We start from the raw sequence: 15,248 nt of genomic DNA on the forward strand, positions 1-15,248 counted from the left end.
ATGATTTCTCCGCGCTTTGTTTTTATCTGTTTATTTATGACCATGACGTCGGAAGTGTTATTATCACCATTTTATCCGCAGTATTTTACAAGTGCTTTCCATGTAGATGGAGTTGCAATGACGTCTTTTTTTATTATTTGCTGCCGGATCGTGGTCATTGTTATGACTCCTTTATGGGGAATGCTGCTTAAGAAGTGGAAAGTAAAACATATAATCGTAGCGTCACTTCTAATGACAGCCTTAGTTAAAGTCATTCTGAGTGAAGTTTCTACTTTTTATGGGTTTTTAGCCACTTCGTTAGTATTACTTGTGTTTCAAAGCAGTTTATATCTTTTATACCCATATTTAGTAGGCGGCATGAAAAATGGACAGAAAAAGGCAGGTGCTGCAACAACCTATGTATTTATTGTTCATACGGCTATTATTGTCGCTAGCTTGTTTGGAAGTGCGATTATTGCATGGGAAATGCCGCTTAAAGTATATCAATACTTTGCTTTAGCTGATATGGTACTGGCCGTATGGCTCGTAACAAGAAAAGCTTCATCTTTAAAAAAAGAACAAACACCAGCGTACACTCAAAGTATAAACGAGCCTATTTTTTTCTATTTGCTGGCTATTTTCTTTTTTCACCTTGGACACAATGTCATTCGCCCTTATTTTACATTGTTTACAAGCGACACATATGGCATGAGCAGTCAAGGCAGCGCTTTGTTATATGTGATGCCGAGCATTATGGCGATCGTCTTAAAGCTTGCGATACCTACAAAGCTATTTAATGGAAAAGTTATACCGCTTTTTTATAGCGTAACGGGCGCTAGTGCTTTACTGCTATGTTTGCAAGCATATGCCGATCATCTCAGCATGTTTATTATAAGTAGAATTTTATATGGAGCCGGGTTTTATCTCAGCATGGTTATACTTGATATCTATTTATTTCAAAAAAGCAAAGAAGGAGCTGCTTACTATTACAGCTGGCTTATTGCTGTTCAAAATATTGCCCTGCTGATTGCACCGCTTTTAGCACTAGAAATCAGCAAAGTAAATTTAGCGCTTCCTTTAGCAGTTGGTGCCGCTGCTTTGCTAGCTGCTAGCGCTGTAATGCCGCTGCGCAATAAAACAATCCCTATTCTAAGACAAGTAAAGGAGAATGAAGGATGAAAATCAAAGAAACGAATCTTTTCGTATTTAATAAGCAATCATGGGAAAAAGCAAATCGCCAGCTTTTAGCTAAAATGCTGCAGGAATTCATGTATGAAAATATTATTGAGCCAAAACAGTTGCAAAAGCAGGGGGCGCTTGCCACGTATCGATGGGAAGACCACCGAGGCGTTACGTATACATATCAAGCGAAACAGCGATTGTTTGACAGTTTTTCTGTACTGCCAGAAAGTATTAAGCTGACATCTAAAGCGTCAATCCCTACATTTTCGAAGGCCTTGCAGCTGTTAGTTAGCTTATCTGAAGACAAAGGAATGTCTAGCTCAACCGCAGGTCACTTAGCAAAAGAATATTTTCATACATTAATAGCAGACATGCATTTGCAAAATCGAAAATCAGCTGATGAATTAGCAGATATGGATTATGCGGAGCTAGAAGGTGAAATGACGGGACACCCTTGGATTACATACAACAAAGGCCGCATCGGATTTGGCTATGATGATTATCTGCGGTTTGCACCTGAGCAAAAACAAAAAATTCAACTTTCATGGATTGCTGTAGCGAAGCAAATTGCTTCTTTTCATTCATTAGATACCCTCGGCTTTGATGATGTTATGAAACAGGAGCTAAGCGGTGAGACGCTAGCTGAATTTGAAAAAGAATTAACAAGCCAAGACCTTTTAGCAGCGGACTATTACTATATTCCCGTCCATGAATGGCAGTGGATGAACGTGATTGTTCCTTTATTCGCTGAATACATTGCAAATGATTTAATTGTTCCATTAGGAGAAGGTGAAGATCAATACTTGCCTCAGCAGTCGATTCGTACATTTGTGAATACAACAAATCGAGATAAATATCATGTAAAGCTTCCCATGAGTATATTAAATACGCTTGTGTACAGAGGCCTTCCAAGTGAGCGGACCGTAATTGCTCCTCAAGTAACTCAGCACATAAAAGGCATACGAGATCGCGATGCGTTTTTAAAAGATACGTGTAAAGTAGGACTTTTAGGTGAAGTGGCTACGTTAAACGTAACTCAGCCAACGTTTGCTTCTATTAAAAACGCGCCTTATCAGTATTTAGAAATGCTGGGAGTCGTTTGGCGTGAAAGCATCTATCAAGAGTTAGAAGAAGGAGAGCATGCGATTACGCTAGCTGCGCTTTTACATGTTGACAGTAAAGGGAAAGCTTTAGTTTCGTCGTATATAGAAAAGTCGGGCTTAACTCCTGCTGAGTGGATTGATGCGTTAACCAGAGCTGTGTTGCCGCCGCTTCTTCATTATTTGTATCAATACGGTACTGTATTTTCTCCGCACGGTCAAAATACGGTATTGGTGCTTAAAAACAACAAGCCCGTTCGAATTATTATGAAAGATTTTGTAGATGACGTGAATATTAGCGATCAGCCGTTTGAAGAACTGCAGCAGCTATCTTTTGAATTAAAAGAAGTGCTGCGCAGCGAAGAGCCGGAAGGACTGACGCAGTTTATTTTAACAGGGTTATTTGTTTGTCACTTCCGCTATTTAGCGACTATTTTAGAAGAGCATGAAGGCGTAGAAGAAGCGGACTTTTGGAAAAGTGTACGAGCAGAAATTTTACATTATCAAGCATCATTTCCACATTTGAAAAAACGATTTGAATTGTTTGATTTATTACGTCCAACCATTACGAAATTAACGTTAAATCGAAATCGAATGTTTGATTACGGATACGAAGATGACGGAGATCGTCCTCACGCAAGCGAATATGGAAAGGTACGGAATGCCTTGCATGAAGTGAGTGAAAAAGCTGTTCAATAATAAGGAAAAGCCGCTGGTGTTGTGTAGCGGCTTTTTTATGGTTAATTCAAAAGCAGGAAGCGAAGGGGATGAGCTGCAGCACTTTAGGAAACACTCATTTTAGGTATGTGTAGAACGTAAAGGTGAGTGAATGAACGATTTGATGGAGTAGATGTTAGAACAACAAGTACACCAGCTGAAGCAAACGTTTCGGCTTTCTTTTGTCAAAGTCTTATTTCAATGTCGCATCGCTACAAGGATAATGGTACAATTGTCTGTATATTTAAAAAAAGAGAGGGAATTACATGAAATCGCATATTCAAAAACATTTAACTTCATATAAAGAGAAATATAAAAATCGCGGTCGGCTGCTAATTAGCTGTCCGGACAAACCGGGTATTGTAGCCGCTGTGTCTACGTTTTTACATGAGCACGGTGCAAATATTGTAGAATCAAGTCAACATTCAACGAACCATGAAGGGGGTATGTTTTTTATCCGTTTCGAATTTGAATGTGAGGATTTATTAGCTAAAGAAGCAAAACTAGAAGAAAGCTTCAAAAAAATTGCCGATACGTTTTCAATGAACTGGCAGTTTACATATGCTCATAATTTGAAAAAAACAGCTATTTTTGTGTCAAAAGAGCCTCATTGTCTACTAGAGCTGCTGTGGGCATGGGAAAGCGGAGATTTGATGACAGACATCGCTGTCGTTGTGAGCAATCACGAAGATGCGCGCGAAGTGGTTGAATCATTCGGTATACCGTTTAAGCATATACCGGCGACAAAAGACATTCGCCAAGAAGCAGAAGCCAAACAACTGCAGGTATTAAAAGATTATAATATTGACGTGATTATTTTGGCGCGTTATATGCAAATTTTAACGCCGACTTTTGTGGCGGAAAATCCGTATCGTATCATTAATATTCACCATTCATTCTTACCGGCATTCATTGGAGCACGTCCATATGAACGCGCATATCAACGAGGTGTAAAATTAATTGGTGCTACGTCTCACTATGTAACAGACGACTTGGATGAAGGACCAATTATTGAACAAGATATTGAACGCGTGAACCACCGTGATGATGCGGATGACTTAAAGAAAAAAGGCCGCTTAATTGAACGTACGGTGCTCGCACGTGCTGTGAAATGGCACTTAGAAGACCGCATTTTAGTGCATGAAAACCGCACAATTGTATTCAATTAACAAAGACTAAGCTGTTGAAAAAGTAGTTTAGCCGAAGGAAGATCCGAACGATGAATCGAGATTCTTGAAAGAGAATGAAATTCGTTCGGATTTTTTTTATGGTCATGGTAAACGTAGATTTCATCTGTTTAGTTGCTTCTAGCGGTTGATTGGAGGCAAGGCGAAGACTCCTCCGGGAAAAGCGGAACAGATGAGACCCCGCAAGTGTAAGCGACGAGGAGGCTCATCGGCCAAGTCTTGCACGGAGATCAACCGCGGTGTCATAAGCGATTCATACGCGATTATTTAATTGATTTTGTTAGGTCTCATTCTTGTTTTTTCTAGGGGAATTGTGTATCTAAATGATAAAAAACTTTTCTGCATGAGCTGAGATTTAGTTGTTTACTTAGCTCGTGAACACTTATACAATAGAAAAGGACTTTTTAATAAAGGAAGTGTCGGAAGTGAAACAATATCTTGAACTTTGCGAGCATGTGTTAGCAAATGGAACAAAAAAAGAAGATCGGACAGGAACAGGTACAATTAGCACATTTGGCTATCAAATGCGTTTTAATTTACAAGAAGGTTTCCCGGTATTAACGACAAAAAAACTTCATTTAAAATCAATTATTCATGAATTGCTTTGGTTTTTACAAGGAGATACAAACGTTAAGTATTTACAAGATAACGGCGTGCGCATTTGGAATGAATGGGCGGATGAAAACGGCGAGCTTGGCCCTGTGTATGGGCATCAGTGGCGTTCATGGCCAACGCCGGACGGAGAAAAAATTGATCAAATTACCAATGTTATCAATCAAATTAAAAACAACCCTGATTCTCGCCGCTTAATGGTAAGCGCCTGGAATGTGTCTGATGTAGACAATATGGCTTTACCGCCGTGTCACTGCTTATTTCAGTTTTACGTAGCGGACGGCAAATTGTCTTGTCAATTGTATCAGCGCTCAGCTGATATTTTCCTAGGCGTACCGTTTAATATTGCTTCATATGCGCTGCTTACAATGATGGTGGCACAAGTGTGTGATTTAGAGCCAGGTGATTTTGTTCATACGTTTGGCGATGCGCATATTTACAGCAATCACATTGAACAAGTAAACCTGCAGTTAACGCGTGAGCCTCATGCTTTGCCAAAAATGAAAATCAATCCAGACGTAAAATCAATTTTTGACTTTAAATTTGAAGACTTTGAGTTAGTAGACTATAATGCGCATCCTCACATCAAAGGAGCTGTGAGCGTATGATTTCCCTCATTGTCGCAATGGATCAAAACAGGCTGATCGGTAAAGAGAATGATTTGCCATGGCGCCTTCCGGAAGATTTGAAGTATTTCAAGCGCATCACAACGAGTCATACGATTGTAATGGGAAGAAAAACATTTGAATCAATTGGACGACCGCTTCCTAATCGCGAAAATGTGGTTCTTACGCGTCAAAAAGATTATCAGCAAGAAGGAGCAACCGTTATTCATTCAGTTGAGGAACTAGAAGCATTAGATGCTGAAAAAGAAGACGAGCTCTTCGTGATTGGCGGAGCTACTCTGTATGAGCAAACATTAGACGTTGCAAATCGACTTTATATTACGCATATTGAAGAATCCTTTGAAGGAGATACACATTTTCCTTCGATTGATTTGAGCGAATGGAAAGTTATTTCGAAGCAGCAAGGAATTAAAGATGAAAAAAATCCCTACACGTATTATTTTACCTTATACGAGCGAAGCTGAGCTCTTTTGTTTATAAAAAACGCGAGTCTGGTACAAAGTATGTTAGTCGAAGAAAGATCCGAACGTTGAATCGTTCGGATCTTTTCATTATGAGGGTGAAGGTAGATTTCATGTATGTAGGTGCTTTTAGCAGTTGATTGGAGGCTCACCGCCCGCGGAAAGCGAAGTCTCGCATGGAAATCAAATGCGGTGTAACAAGCACCTCCTATTAGCTAGCTTCTATACTCCATTTATTCGTCTTTAGATTGATTTCGTTATGTTTCAATCTCTTTTTATATTGATTTTAATTGCTTTATCATTTCGTGAAAAGCCGCTGGGCTCACAAACTGTTCAGGGCTCCAGTTAGCTTCAATCCATTGAATCAGCTCGCTTGGTGTATTAAAAACTTCTCCGCTCGTATCTGCTTTGCGAAGCATGTATCTACCGTTTTCTTCATCTGCAACTATTTCGCACGGAACGGCACTTTCATGACTTTGAAGCGAAAACTCCATTTATTCCACAACCTTTCTTAATTTATACCTGTTATCGCATCAGCTGCATGTAGAAAGTATGGGCAATTTTGTAAGTCTATATAGCGTTTGCTAAACATATGTAAAGTATGTGGACAGTAAAATAGTTGGAAAAGTTTTTTTAGTTATTATTAATGAAAAATAATGATTTTTCTAAATTTTTTGTGATATAATGTACAAATTAATAATGGTAGAAGAGGAAGGAAGTTGGTTATGAAACAACAAGTAGATAATCGAACAAAACACGTACATTTAGAGGACATCATGATTGCAAATCAATTGATTAAAGATGTTGTTGTGCATACACCACTACAGCGTAATGACGTTTTGTCTGAACGATATGAATGTAATATCTATTTAAAACGTGAGGATTTACAGGTGGTGCGCTCATTTAAAATTCGCGGTGCGTACAATCGAATCAAAAAGTTATCCCCAGAAGAATTAGAAAATGGAATTGCCTGTGCAAGTGCAGGAAACCACGCACAAGGTGTAGCATATGCGTGCCGTCATTTAAATATCGATGGTAAAATCTTTATGCCGAGCACAACGCCGCGCCAAAAAATTAATCAAGTGAAATTTTTAGGCAAAGATAACGTAAAGGTCGTACTAATCGGAGATACGTTTGATGATTCTTATGAACAAGCTATTGCATGCAGTGAAGAGGAACATCGAACATTTATCCACCCATTTAATGATGTAGACGTTATTGCAGGACAGGGTACAGTAGCCGTTGAAATGTTCAACGACTGTGAAGATGAAATTGACTACGTATTTGCGGGTATCGGCGGGGGCGGATTAATTTCCGGTGTCGGCACATACGTAAAAAGCATCTCGCCTCAAACAGCTGTGATTGGGGTAGAACCAGCAGGCGCGCCTGGCATGCAGACATCTTTAGCAAATGGAAATGTAGTGACGCTACCGGCAATCGATCCATTTGTAGACGGAGCAGCTGTTAAAACAGTTGGAACGCTTCCATACGACATCAGTAAAGAGCTTGTGGACGATATTGTAGTTGTTCCTGAAGGCAAGGTTTGTACAACCATTTTATCTCTATACAATGAAAATGCGATTGTAGCAGAACCAGCAGGAGCTCTTTCGATTGCTGCTCTTGACTCATACCGTGAGCAAATTAAAGGAAAAACGGTTGTTTGCGTCATCAGCGGAGGAAACAATGACATTGGACGTATGCAAGAAATCAAAGAACGTTCAATGATTTATGAAGGATTACAGCATTATTTTATCGTTAATTTTCCTCAACGCGCAGGAGCTCTTCGTGAGTTTCTAGACGAAGTGCTTGGACCGACAGACGATATTTCGCGCTTTGAGTATACGAAAAAGAATAACAAAGACAGCGGACCAGCACTTGTGGGAATTGAGCTCAAGCATAAAGAAGATTATTATCCACTGATTAATCGTATGGATAAAAAAGGATTCCCTTACACAGAAATTAATAAAGAAAGCAACTTGTTTCACTTATTTATTTAAATAGAAGCTCATTTTAAAAAGGAATGCTTCATCAACTGTCGAATAAGTTGATGAAGCATTTTTATTTTAAAAAATATTTGTGTTTTCTTTTTATTTTATCAAGACAGAAAGTGCCTGAAGCATTATAATAAAATAAACGGGTAAAAAGAGGGTTGATCGCCTTGCTATTAAAAAGCCTTGAATTTAAACATGTCAGTGGTCAAAAAGTAAAAATTACTGAAATTCCAGTTTTAGAGGAAAATAGCACGTTTCGGTTCATGTTATCTGCAAAACTTGATTTATTTATTAGACAAATCACGAACGAATCAGTTCCGAAGCAAACCTACTCGTTTCAAGAATATTTAAAACGCGTGTTGAAATGGAAAGATTACGAACAGCTCTTTAAGTCTCATGTATTAAAACATAATGCATAAACGTAAAAGTTGACTTTTCTGAATATTTCAGCAGAGTCAACTTTTTTTTGTTGATATAAAAGGTTGAACATGCGTTTTACGAATTAGCAAAACTTGCATTCTATTATAACTATATTGTTGTAAGTGTTCATGTTATACTAGTCTGCAATGCATCTTATAGGGGTGAACACATGGCGAAAATTAAAGTGGTAACGGATTCAACAATTGATTTAACGTTGGAAGAAGCTGAAAAATACGGTATTGAGATGATACCTTTATGTATTAACATTGATAATGAAACGTATTTAGATCGCGTGGAATTAACGCCGACAGATTTTATTGAAAAAATGAAAAATTCAAAAGAATTACCAAAAAGCTCTCAGCCAGCTATTGGTTCTTTTGTTGAAGTATATGAACGATTAGTTAGTGAAGGGTATGACGTCATTTCGATTCATATGACTGGGGGAATGAGCGGAACTGTTCGAGCAGCTGAAAGCGCGGCTCAAATGGTAGAAGGAAACATCACCGTTGTTGATTCTATGTACATTACAAAAGCTCTTTCGTTTCAAGTCTTTGAAGCGGTGAAAATGATTGAAGATGGGCATACAGTAGAAGAAATTATCACGCGCTTGGAAGAGGTACGTCAAAATACGAATCTTTTTGTCGTAGTTGATACGCTTGAAAATTTGGTTAAAGGTGGACGTATTGGACGAGGAAAAGGATTGATCGGTTCTCTTTTAAATATTAAGCCAATTGCTTCTCTAGCTGACGGAGTATATACTCCTGTTGCTAAAGTGCGCAGCCATTCTCAAATTGTTAAGTTTTTAACGAAACAGTTCGAAGAGCATACAGAAGGAAAAAGTATTAAAGGAGTAGGGCTTGTACATGCAGATGGATTTGGACTCGCCTCTAAGTTAAAAGAATCAATTGTGAAGGCAAGGGGCTATACGCAATTTTCGATTGAAGATACGACGCCTATTATTTCAACGCATACAGGTATCGGTGCAATTGGTTTTATGTATTTTGCTGAATAAAGTGGGTTGCTTTTTGCAAGTCACTTTTTTGGCTTTCTCTTTTTTGGAAAAAGAGGAAAGAGAAGTGGACAAACGTGTGATATAATAGAATCAACTTTCTACCAGCGAATGCTGTGCTGGTTACTATTCTTTTGAATCCGGAGTATACCGATGAAAAAATATATTCGAAATTTGAGTGTGTTTAACAAAACGGTTTTATTTTCTACTTTAATTGTAGTTGCCCTTGGAGTCATTTCTTTAGCCATTAGCTATCAAGTTCAAAAAAAGATGGCAAAAGAGACACTAACGCAGCACGCGTTAATTATGGCCGATTTATGGAGGGAGTCTTTATCTATACAAGACGTAATAGCAGCAGTGGATTCAAGGAACGGGACGATTCCTGAAAAAGACGAGCTAGAAAAGCAGTTCAGAAAGATTTACCAATTGCATCCGTCGTACTTGCAGGGATATATTATGACGACCGAAAAATTCAAGTCGCATGGAAATAAGATTATCGTAACAGCGAATAAGAAAATTAAGCAATCACTAGAGCCATCCATGATTTATTATGGAGGAGAAGAATTTTACAAATCATTTAAGCAAGCAGAACAAGAAAAGAAGAATATCGTAACATCTACATACAAAGACGAATTCGGGACGTGGATAACCGTTTTATCGCCTATTACAAACAGCTCCGGAAAAGTCGTGGCTATTCTTGGTGTAGATATAGATGCAAGCGCTATCTATATCTATCAAAAACGTTTAATTGTGGCTTTGATCGTTGCATTTACGATTTTGTTTACCTTCATTATTGTTATTCAAGACTGGGGACTAAGGCGATTAATGTCGCCCCTAGGAGAATTAGTAGAAGGAATTCAAGCAGTAAGTCAAGGGAAGTTTGATGTGAAACTGACACATGAAAATGATTCTGAGTTAGGGAATGTACACACAAGATTTAATGAAATGGCAGAGCGGCTTCAGCAGCTTTTTCAACAAGTGTCAGCAACAAAAGAACAGCTGAACGTAGAAACGAATTTCAGTCATTCAAAAGATGGAATTGCTAAAGCGATTGATGAATTAGAAGTTATTATGGAAAAAACGAGGATGCAAAAGGAATTGCAGCGAGCAGAGAAAATGAATGCAATTGGTCAATTAGCTGCTTCTGTAGCCCATGAAATTCGAAATCCTATGACGGTGGTAAAAGGGTTTTTACAGCTTTTTCAAGATAACACAAAGCTTTCAAACACTGAATTAAGTTACATTCATCTTATGATTAACGAAATGGACAGAGCGGAAGCGATTATTCATGACTATTTATCTTTAGCCAAGCCGGATGTTCATCAGCATCGTTTTATTAACTGCTTGGAGTGTATTACAAGCTTAGTAGACTTATTATCTTCTTATGCTTTGTTAACAAATAATATACTCATAGAATTAGACGCAAAAGAAGAGATGTATGTTCGCGGCAGCCGAAACGAATTGAATCAAGTTCTGCTTAATATTATGAAAAATGGAATTGAAGCCATGAGAGCTGGAGGAACGCTTCGAGTAGGGCTTTACAAGCGAGAAGGGCAAGTACATATTCAAATTGAAGATACTGGTATAGGCATGACCAGTGAACAAGTGAACCGGCTGGGAACAGCATTTTATTCTTTAAAAGAAAAAGGAACAGGGATTGGTCTGATGGTGTCTTATCAACTGGTCGAACAAATGAATGGAAGAATTGAAGTGGAAAGCATACCAGGAAAAGGTTCAACGTTTACCTTGATTTTCCCTAGCTATGACTAAACTTTAACCGTGCAGGAGGAACATATGAAAAGCTGGTCTTATAAATTGTCTTTTTTACTGCTCATTAGTTGTATGATGTTAACAGCCTGTGGTTCCAAAATAGAAAATCCTCTCAATTGGAAGATGGACTCTTTTTCTTATGTTAACCAAGATCAAAAGAAAGTAGGGCTAAGTCAGCTGAAAGGGAACGTTTGGGTAGCTAACTTTATCTTCACAAGCTGCGAAACCGTATGTCCCCCAATGACGGCTCATATGGCTAAATTACAAAAAATGGCCAAGGATGAAGGGCTGGACGTTCGCTTTGTTTCATTTAGCGTAGACCCTGAAGTGGACACTCCACCGAAAATGAAGGACTATGCGACTAAATTTGGCGCTGATTTTTCGAATTGGGATTTCTTAACGGGTTATAAACAAGCGGAAATTGAAAAGTTTGCGCTGGACCAATTTAAAACGATTGTGAAAAAGCCGCAAGAAAATCCGCAGGTTATTCACGGTACGGATTTTTTTCTAATTGACAAAGATGGAGTCGTTCAAAAATCTTATCAGGGAGTGACTGATCCTCCTTATGAAGATATGATAAAAGATATCAAAACCCTTCAGTAAGAGCTATAAATCCGTCAAATCTATCCGCCAAACACAGCTATCTTTATAGTGATGTGTTAGCGGATATTTTTATGAAAGAAACATGCTTATCCTTTTTTTTACATATACTATATATAAGAAACGTAGTAAAATATCAACTTGACATAGTATGATAAGATATAAAGATATAGTTATTCAGAGCGGTAAGCAGTATTGCTTGTGACAGCGAGAATACAGCATAGTTAGTAGGTGTTATGATGAGAAAATGGAAAAGTATAGTGATAAGCAGTATGAGTGCGGTGGTGTTAGCGAGCTGTTCGACGACGACTTTTTTGCCAACGGACAATAAAGAAGAAGCCGTTCAGAAAGAAGTGGATTTAACACCTAAAAAGCATATTCCGAAAGGCTTTTTTCCTGTAGATTTAGATATTGTAGCCATTGGTGACTCATTAACAGAAGGAGTAGGAGATGAGTCTAAAAAAGGCGGTTATGTACCATACTTAACTAAATACCTTTCTAAACAAAATGAAGTGCAAAATGTACGAACAGAGAATCTAGGCAAAAGAGGAAACCGGACGGATCAGCTATTAGCGAGGTTAAATCAGCCGGGAGTAGCAGCTGAAGTATCAAGAGCAGACATCGTTTTCTTGACGATTGGCGGCAATGACGTGATGAAAGTGGTAAGAGATTACTTTTACAATATCTCAATTAAGACGTTTGAATCACAGCAGTCAAAATATGAAAAACGTCTAAATGACGTGTTTTCACGTATACGTAAGCTTAATCCTAATGCTCATATTTATTTAATTGGTTTTTATAATCCATTCTTTAAATCGTTAAGTGATGTGAAAGAAATTAATGTCGTTATTAATGAATGGAATGCGGCAAGCGAGAAAATTGCTTCTCAATATGATAATGTAAGTTATGTAAAAATTGATGATATTTTTTATGATTCAGACGTAAATTTATTAGGGAAAGACGAGTTTCACCCTAATAAAAAAGGGTACAAACTAATGGCTGAACGCATTAGTAAATCAATGGAGGAAGAAGATCCTCTCGTTGGAGATCAGAAAAAGGAAACAGCAAAAGAAGTTACATCTGATGAAAAAGAGAAAAACACGAAAGAGAGTGGGAACGAGTAAGGAGATTGTTATATGAAGAAGTGGAAAACCCTATTTATCGCGTTATTAGGGATTAATGTTCTAGGGGCTATCCTTATTATTGCGTTTATTTTTCAACCGGTTGACAAGGCCAATCCAACTCCCTCTGAAAAAGTAGAAGGAGACGCAGAACTAACTATTTTGGCTAAAAAAGCGGACTTAAATGTACTGATTGATAAATATTTAAAGAAAGAATTTAAGAATCAGCCGCTTAACTACAAAATTACTCTCACCGATGTAGTAAGAGTAGACGGTACGATTCAAGTATTCGGCGATGACATTAATATTCGAATGACATTTGATCCAATCGTACAAAAAAATGGAGATATTGTGCTTGAACAGCAGTCACTTTCTGTTGGAAAGCTGCAGCTTCCTGTCCGCACAGTGCTTCGATACGTAAATAATAACTTTGCGCTACCAGAATGGGTAACGATTGATCCAAAGAATGAATCAGTATACGTAGCGTTACAGCAGATGAAGTTAGAGAGTGATTTTGCTGTAAAAGTACAAAAGTTTGATTTGAAAAATGATGATATTCGCGTACGTTTAATTTCGCGCAGTGAATAAAAAACCTTCCAATTTGGAAGGTTTTTTTGTTAACGATCTTGGGAAATCAGCGCTTCTAATACAGGACGGTTCTTAGCAAATCCGACGGCATATACTGTATATGTTCGATTCGGGCGAAGGTTCAGTGCCGGGATTTCGAGTACTACATTTTTGGTTCCTGCTATGCGCACACTAAGTTGAACATGCATGGGGGATAAAGGCAAATATTTTGTGACTTCTTTAAACTGCACTCCAGAAAAAATGACGTCTCCGCCTCTAGCCGCAATATCCACAGCAGGAGCATCCGGAGAAAGGTGCACAAACCGAAGCTTTGTTTCTCCACTTGGTACATCCGTATTGTCATAGATAAACAATAAATCAAGCTTGTTTAGCTCATCTACCGCCGCTACCGTGTAATTTTGGTTTCCTTCAAATGTAAATGATTCCGTTAAAACAGGTCTTCCCGTTTCTCCAGCGGGATAAATAGAAATTGTATATCTTCCAGGTTCTTGTAATTCAATATAATCTGTTTCTTGTTTATAAGTTAAGTTGCGAATCACTCGTTTGTTGTTAATATAAATATCTACAGATGGAGAATCTGGAGAAGCGTGAAGTATACGAATTTGCGGCGGATTTACGCGCAGATTCGTATTTTCAGAAGAAGTTAAGATGGCCTGCTGGATATAGTACAAATGCTTTTGATAATAATGAATATGCTTAGATGGATCACTATACTTATAGTAGTTAGCTAGAAAATCGTATTTCATTGCTTTTTTAATATATTGATCAAAGGAATAATTAGCCATATGTTCAGCTCCCTTATTGTCGGAGTATAAAAACATTTCCATACGTAACCAAACATATGCTAAAACTCATAATTTATGCCGATCACTGATCACTCCCGAGACCTCCAAGAAGAAACAATGAGCCAAATGCCCTCTATGTGCATATACTGAATCAAATTATTGACTGAAGGCTTATTGTACGACCGAAATTAGTATAGAAAAAAGGAGTGAGAGCATGCGCGATTTTTATGCTCGGATGCTACGGTTAATTATGTTAAGTTTTTTACTGCTGCTACTTTTAATTCAATTTACAGAGCGCTCTACTTCATTTATTCACATTACCCCCGCGCTAAATAAAGTAACCGAGCGAATTGAGCTGATTACCTATGATCAATAAATGTATGTTTTCTGCGTTTCGATATGTACTTGTTCTTTATGCTATCTGCTTTACATTTTTATTTGTTAGTACATTTCCAAGTCTATTTGGTTTCACCGTGACCGTTCAAGAAACGGATTATCACCATCTGCATCGCGGAGATATAGTTGTCTTTAGAGACGAATCATCTTCTTCAAAGAATGAACTTGTACTGGCCCATAATCAAGAGCTTGATGTACTGGTTACAGCTCAAAGAGATTCTTTGCCTGCTTCTTTTAAAGTGATTGGAAGCTACGCATACCATCTCCCGTATATAGGGGGCATTATTGGATTTATGAAAGAGTTTACTACGTTACTGGTAATGGGAAGTATTTTACTTTTGTTGTTTTCGTATACGCTGCAGCCCAAAAGGCGAATATGGCGTAAGAGAAAGTAAAAAATGGGCGAATGCACATACAGGACAATCAACTAATGCATATAAAGTACAGTGTACGAAATGAATAAAAAAAACAAGAGGAGAGATTGCTATGTATAACTACGATTGTTACGACCCATGCCATCACGGAGGCTATCACCACCTATATGATACTTGCCACTATCCAATTAGCTATCCAATTGGCGGTTATCATCATTGCGGAACGGGTCAGTCATTTGCATTAATTGTTGTGCTATTTATTTTATTAATCATCATTGGCTGCACCTGTTTTTGCTGATTAGGCCTCATTTGCTCGCATGTGCGAGCTTT

At 38.1% G+C, this 15,248-nt stretch carries 17 protein-coding genes; 15 read left to right on the forward strand and 2 right to left on the reverse strand.

The features are described 5' to 3' along the window. The 5 genes from ACFX4R_RS00390 (at position 1) to ACFX4R_RS00410 (ending at position 5,867) form a co-directional block, all read left to right on the forward strand. Complete coding sequence (locus tag ACFX4R_RS00390; protein ID WP_043976602.1) at positions 1 to 1,158, forward strand: MFS transporter; 1,158 nt, start codon at positions 1 to 3, stop codon at positions 1,156 to 1,158. Then, positions 1,155 to 2,960 carry an IucA/IucC family protein gene (locus ACFX4R_RS00395; protein ID WP_377568295.1) on the forward strand — a complete coding sequence of 602 codons (1,806 nt, stop codon included), beginning with the start codon at positions 1,155 to 1,157 and terminating at the stop codon, positions 2,958 to 2,960. The genes ACFX4R_RS00390 and ACFX4R_RS00395 overlap by 4 nt, the downstream gene beginning before the upstream one ends. 284 nt (positions 2,961 to 3,244) lie before the next feature. Next, positions 3,245 to 4,147, forward strand: coding sequence for a formyltetrahydrofolate deformylase (purU, locus tag ACFX4R_RS00400; protein WP_042991947.1), 903 nt, complete (start codon positions 3,245 to 3,247; stop codon positions 4,145 to 4,147). Between the two features lie 443 nt (positions 4,148 to 4,590). After that, complete coding sequence (locus ACFX4R_RS00405; protein ID WP_013058746.1) at positions 4,591 to 5,385, forward strand: thymidylate synthase; 795 nt, start codon at positions 4,591 to 4,593, stop codon at positions 5,383 to 5,385. Further along, complete coding sequence (locus ACFX4R_RS00410; RefSeq protein ID WP_043976607.1) at positions 5,382 to 5,867, forward strand: dihydrofolate reductase; 486 nt, start codon at positions 5,382 to 5,384, stop codon at positions 5,865 to 5,867. The genes ACFX4R_RS00405 and ACFX4R_RS00410 overlap by 4 nt, the downstream gene beginning before the upstream one ends. A 272-nt stretch (positions 5,868 to 6,139) precedes the next feature. On the opposite strand, the gene ACFX4R_RS00415 is transcribed toward ACFX4R_RS00410, so the two are convergent. Next, positions 6,140 to 6,358 (reverse strand): hypothetical protein, encoded by a 219-nt coding sequence (locus ACFX4R_RS00415; protein WP_043976608.1) that lies wholly within the window; start codon positions 6,356 to 6,358, stop codon positions 6,140 to 6,142. 231 nt (positions 6,359 to 6,589) lie between these two features. Between ACFX4R_RS00415 and ilvA the strand changes: the two genes are divergently transcribed. The 7 genes from ilvA (at position 6,590) to ACFX4R_RS00450 (ending at position 13,363) form a co-directional block, all read left to right on the forward strand. Then, positions 6,590 to 7,861 (forward strand): threonine ammonia-lyase IlvA, encoded by a 1,272-nt coding sequence (gene ilvA, locus ACFX4R_RS00420; RefSeq protein ID WP_013084697.1) that lies wholly within the window; start codon positions 6,590 to 6,592, stop codon positions 7,859 to 7,861. A gap of 161 nt (positions 7,862 to 8,022) precedes the next feature. Continuing rightward, complete coding sequence (locus tag ACFX4R_RS00425; protein ID WP_013058743.1) at positions 8,023 to 8,274, forward strand: YpmP family protein; 252 nt, start codon at positions 8,023 to 8,025, stop codon at positions 8,272 to 8,274. A 170-nt stretch (positions 8,275 to 8,444) separates the two neighbouring features. Next, positions 8,445 to 9,287 carry a DegV family protein gene (locus ACFX4R_RS00430; protein ID WP_013058742.1) on the forward strand — a complete coding sequence of 281 codons (843 nt, stop codon included), beginning with the start codon at positions 8,445 to 8,447 and terminating at the stop codon, positions 9,285 to 9,287. Positions 9,288 to 9,437: 150 nt separating this feature from the next. Next, positions 9,438 to 11,054 carry an ATP-binding protein gene (locus ACFX4R_RS00435; RefSeq protein ID WP_323617813.1) on the forward strand — a complete coding sequence of 539 codons (1,617 nt, stop codon included), beginning with the start codon at positions 9,438 to 9,440 and terminating at the stop codon, positions 11,052 to 11,054. Positions 11,055 to 11,078: 24 nt separating this feature from the next. Beyond that, entirely contained in the window at positions 11,079 to 11,657 is a 579-nt protein-coding gene (locus tag ACFX4R_RS00440) for an SCO family protein (RefSeq protein WP_043976610.1), read from the forward strand. Between the two features lie 236 nt (positions 11,658 to 11,893). Then, a complete protein-coding gene (locus ACFX4R_RS00445) occupies positions 11,894 to 12,778 on the forward strand; it encodes an SGNH/GDSL hydrolase family protein (RefSeq protein WP_043976611.1) in 885 nt (294 codons plus the stop codon). Between the two features lie 12 nt (positions 12,779 to 12,790). Continuing rightward, complete coding sequence (locus tag ACFX4R_RS00450) at positions 12,791 to 13,363, forward strand: YpmS family protein (RefSeq protein ID WP_013058738.1); 573 nt, start codon at positions 12,791 to 12,793, stop codon at positions 13,361 to 13,363. 29 nt (positions 13,364 to 13,392) lie between these two features. Here ACFX4R_RS00450 and ACFX4R_RS00455 read toward each other — a convergent pair whose 3' ends face one another. Then, positions 13,393 to 14,148, reverse strand: a complete 756-nt coding sequence (locus ACFX4R_RS00455; RefSeq protein ID WP_013084693.1) for a DUF4397 domain-containing protein — start codon at positions 14,146 to 14,148, stop codon at positions 13,393 to 13,395. A 214-nt stretch (positions 14,149 to 14,362) separates the two neighbouring features. On the opposite strand from ACFX4R_RS00455, the gene ACFX4R_RS00460 reads away from it, so the two are divergent. The 3 genes from ACFX4R_RS00460 (at position 14,363) to ACFX4R_RS00470 (ending at position 15,216) form a co-directional block, all read left to right on the forward strand. Further along, a complete protein-coding gene (locus ACFX4R_RS00460) occupies positions 14,363 to 14,524 on the forward strand; it encodes a hypothetical protein (RefSeq protein ID WP_164796341.1) in 162 nt (53 codons plus the stop codon). Further along, on the forward strand, positions 14,514 to 14,939 hold the full coding sequence (locus tag ACFX4R_RS00465) for a hypothetical protein (protein ID WP_230183214.1): 426 nt from the start codon (positions 14,514 to 14,516) through the stop codon (positions 14,937 to 14,939). Before ACFX4R_RS00460 ends, ACFX4R_RS00465 begins: the two co-directional genes overlap by 11 nt. A gap of 91 nt (positions 14,940 to 15,030) precedes the next feature. Further along, the gene (locus tag ACFX4R_RS00470; RefSeq protein WP_075419415.1) at positions 15,031 to 15,216 is read left to right on the forward strand and encodes a YjcZ family sporulation protein; all 186 of its coding nucleotides are present in this window, start codon (positions 15,031 to 15,033) and stop codon (positions 15,214 to 15,216) included. Positions 15,217 to 15,248 lie beyond the last annotated feature (32 nt).

Source organism: Priestia sp. YIM B13490 (assembly GCF_042787735.1).
Lineage (GTDB): Bacteria > Bacillota > Bacilli > Bacillales > Bacillaceae_H > Priestia > Priestia megaterium.

What these genes read in the sequence shown, in the direction of transcription:
- ACFX4R_RS00390 (WP_043976602.1), top strand. Translation starts at nt 1, where the DNA reads ATGATTTCTCCGCGCTTTGTTTTTATCTGTTTATTTATGACCATGACG.
- ACFX4R_RS00395 (WP_377568295.1), top strand. Translation starts at nt 1,155, where the DNA reads ATGAAAATCAAAGAAACGAATCTTTTCGTATTTAATAAGCAATCATGG.
- purU (WP_042991947.1), top strand. Translation starts at nt 3,245, where the DNA reads ATGAAATCGCATATTCAAAAACATTTAACTTCATATAAAGAGAAATAT.
- ACFX4R_RS00410 (WP_043976607.1), top strand. Translation starts at nt 5,382, where the DNA reads ATGATTTCCCTCATTGTCGCAATGGATCAAAACAGGCTGATCGGTAAA.
- ACFX4R_RS00415 (WP_043976608.1), bottom strand. Translation starts at nt 6,358, where the DNA reads ATGGAGTTTTCGCTTCAAAGTCATGAAAGTGCCGTTCCGTGCGAAATA.
- ilvA (WP_013084697.1), top strand. Translation starts at nt 6,590, where the DNA reads ATGAAACAACAAGTAGATAATCGAACAAAACACGTACATTTAGAGGAC.
- ACFX4R_RS00430 (WP_013058742.1), top strand. Translation starts at nt 8,445, where the DNA reads ATGGCGAAAATTAAAGTGGTAACGGATTCAACAATTGATTTAACGTTG.
- ACFX4R_RS00435 (WP_323617813.1), top strand. Translation starts at nt 9,438, where the DNA reads ATGAAAAAATATATTCGAAATTTGAGTGTGTTTAACAAAACGGTTTTA.
- ACFX4R_RS00440 (WP_043976610.1), top strand. Translation starts at nt 11,079, where the DNA reads ATGAAAAGCTGGTCTTATAAATTGTCTTTTTTACTGCTCATTAGTTGT.
- ACFX4R_RS00445 (WP_043976611.1), top strand. Translation starts at nt 11,894, where the DNA reads ATGAGAAAATGGAAAAGTATAGTGATAAGCAGTATGAGTGCGGTGGTG.
- ACFX4R_RS00450 (WP_013058738.1), top strand. Translation starts at nt 12,791, where the DNA reads ATGAAGAAGTGGAAAACCCTATTTATCGCGTTATTAGGGATTAATGTT.
- ACFX4R_RS00455 (WP_013084693.1), bottom strand. Translation starts at nt 14,148, where the DNA reads ATGGCTAATTATTCCTTTGATCAATATATTAAAAAAGCAATGAAATAC.
- ACFX4R_RS00460 (WP_164796341.1), top strand. Translation starts at nt 14,363, where the DNA reads ATGCGCGATTTTTATGCTCGGATGCTACGGTTAATTATGTTAAGTTTT.
- ACFX4R_RS00465 (WP_230183214.1), top strand. Translation starts at nt 14,514, where the DNA reads ATGATCAATAAATGTATGTTTTCTGCGTTTCGATATGTACTTGTTCTT.
- ACFX4R_RS00470 (WP_075419415.1), top strand. Translation starts at nt 15,031, where the DNA reads ATGTATAACTACGATTGTTACGACCCATGCCATCACGGAGGCTATCAC.